This is a genomic window from Streptomyces sp. NPDC058375 (assembly GCF_042723425.1).
Taxonomy (GTDB): Bacteria; Actinomycetota; Actinomycetes; order Streptomycetales; family Streptomycetaceae; genus Streptomyces; species Streptomyces durocortorensis.
Genome location: NZ_JBHXJG010000460.1, coordinates 1 through 2,269 on the forward strand (window position 1 = coordinate 1; position 2,269 = coordinate 2,269).

2 protein-coding genes are annotated in these 2,269 nt (G+C 68.6%); both read left to right on the forward strand.

The window, feature by feature from the left end:
• Positions 1-125: 125 nt before the first annotated feature.
• Complete coding sequence (locus ACFWM7_RS35000; RefSeq protein ID WP_383268746.1) at positions 126-914, forward strand: ATP-binding cassette domain-containing protein; 789 nt, start codon at positions 126-128, stop codon at positions 912-914.
• Positions 911-2,245: a sugar ABC transporter permease gene (locus tag ACFWM7_RS35005; protein WP_383268743.1), complete on the forward strand. Its 1,335-nt coding sequence runs from the start codon at positions 911-913 to the stop codon at positions 2,243-2,245. Before ACFWM7_RS35000 ends, ACFWM7_RS35005 begins: the two co-directional genes overlap by 4 nt.
• Positions 2,246-2,269 lie beyond the last annotated feature (24 nt).

The following is a 2,269-nucleotide window of genomic DNA, read 5'->3' on the forward strand; positions in this document are numbered from 1 at the left end:
CACCAACCGTCCCGCTACCGGGCGGGGCGCCGGACGGAACGCTCACACCTCATCTGTTCTCTTTGCTCGACACCGCCGCGCCTTCCCCCGGGAGCGGCATCCCCGCCGGTCAGGCGGCGAAGGAGATGGTTCATGTGTCCGCTACGCCCGTGTTGGCGTTGCGAGGGGTCTCCAAGCGCTTCGGTGCCGTCCAGGTACTCACCGATGTAGAGCTTGAGGTCCACGCCGGCGAGGTGGTCGCCCTGGTCGGCGACAACGGCGCCGGTAAATCAACGCTGGTCAAGACGATCGCCGGAGTCCACCCCATCGATGAGGGAGTCATCGAGTGGGAGGGCCGGGCGGTGCAGATCGACAAGCCGCACGACGCCCAGAACCTCGGCGTCGCGACCGTCTATCAGGACCTCGCGCTGTGCGACAACATCGATGTCGTCGGCAACCTCTACCTGGGCCGGGAGCTGCGCAAGTTCGGCATCCTGGACGAGGTGGAGATGGAGCGCCGCTCCCGCGAGCTGCTGTCCACGCTCTCCATCCGGATCCCGAGCGTCCGCATCCCGATCGCCTCGCTCTCCGGCGGCCAGCGCCAGACCGTGGCCATCGCCCGCTCGATGCTCGGTGAGCCCAAGCTCGTCATCCTCGACGAGCCGACCGCCGCCCTCGGCGTCGAGCAGACCGCCCAGGTCCTCGATCTCGTCGAGCGGCTGCGCGAGCGCGGTCACGCGGTCATCCTCATCAGCCACAACATGGCCGACGTGAAGGCCGTGGCCGACAAGGTCGCCGTGCTCCGGCTGGGCCGGAACAACGGTGTCTTCGATGTGAAGACCACCTCCCAGGAAGAGATCATCTCCGCCATCACGGGCGCCACGGACAACGCCGTGACCCGACGTGCGGCGCGCAACGCGGAGGTTTCCAAGTGACCACCGACGAGACCACCAACACGGTGGACAAGAGCAGCACTTCGCTGGACAAGGGCAGCGACCCGGTGGACACGCCGCCGGTCGGCAACCCGGACGCCGCCGAGGGCGCCGCCACGGTCGTCGACCCCCGCCTGCTCATCCGCGAGCAGGGCTTCGCCGGCTACCTCACCGAGTTCAAGCGCAAGATCAGCGGCGGTGACCTGGGCTCCATCCCGGTCGTCGTCGGCCTCGCGATCATCGCCATCGTCTTCCAGAGCATGAACTCCGAGTTCCTCTCCGCGAAGAACATCAGCGACATCGCGGTCACCATGGTCGCCACCGGCATGATGGCCGTCGGCATCATCTTCGTCCTGCTGCTCGGTGAGATCGACCTCTCGGTCGGCTCCGTCTCCGGCGTCTCGGGCGCCCTGGTCGCGGTGCTCAGCGTCACCCAGGGCATGAACGAATGGCTGGCGATCGTCGTCGCCATCGTCAGCGGCGCGGTGATGGGCGCGATCCACGGCTTCTTCTTCGCCCGGATCGGCGCTCCCGCCTTCGCCGTCACCCTGGCCGGCCTGCTGTTCTGGCTCGGCTTCATGCTCCAGCTGCTCGGCGACTCCGGCACGATCAACCTGGACGGCGAAGGGGTGGTCGGCCAGCTGACCACGTACTACTTCACCGATGTCGCCGCCGCCTACGGGCTCGCCGCCATCGCGGTGATCGGCTACTTCCTCGCCGCCTTCCTGGACACCCGCCGCCGCGAGGCGGCCGACATCCCGGCCCGGCCGATCGCCGACATCGCCGTGCGCACGGCCGTGCTCGCGGTGTTCGCCTTCGCCGCCGCGTACATGTTCAACCAGTACCGCGGCCTGCCGCTCGCGCTGGTCCTCTTCCTGATCGTCCTGGTCGGCACGGACTTCCTGCTCCGCCGCACGGCCTACGGGCGGAAGATCTTCGCGCTCGGCGGCAGCGTCGAGGCCTCCCGGCGCGCCGGTATCAACGTCACCGCGATCCGGATCTCCGTCTTCTCCATCGCGGGCACCTTCGCGGCGATCGGCGGCCTGTTCTGGGCCTCCAAGATCGCGGCGGCCAACCAGGGCTCCGGCACCGGCGACCTCCTGATGAACGTCATCGCGGCGGCCGTCATCGGCGGCACCAGCCTCTTCGGCGGCCGCGGCCGCACCTGGAACGCGCTGCTCGGCGTCATGGTGATCGTCTCGATCCAGTACGGGCTGTCGCTGGAGGGCATCGCCACGCCGATCCAGTACATGGTCACCGGCGCCGTGCTTCTCGCCACGGTCGTCATCGACTCCGTCACCCGTAAGACCCAGAAGACCGCGGGTCGCGCCTGACCGCACGTTCGCGCAGGTGCCCGG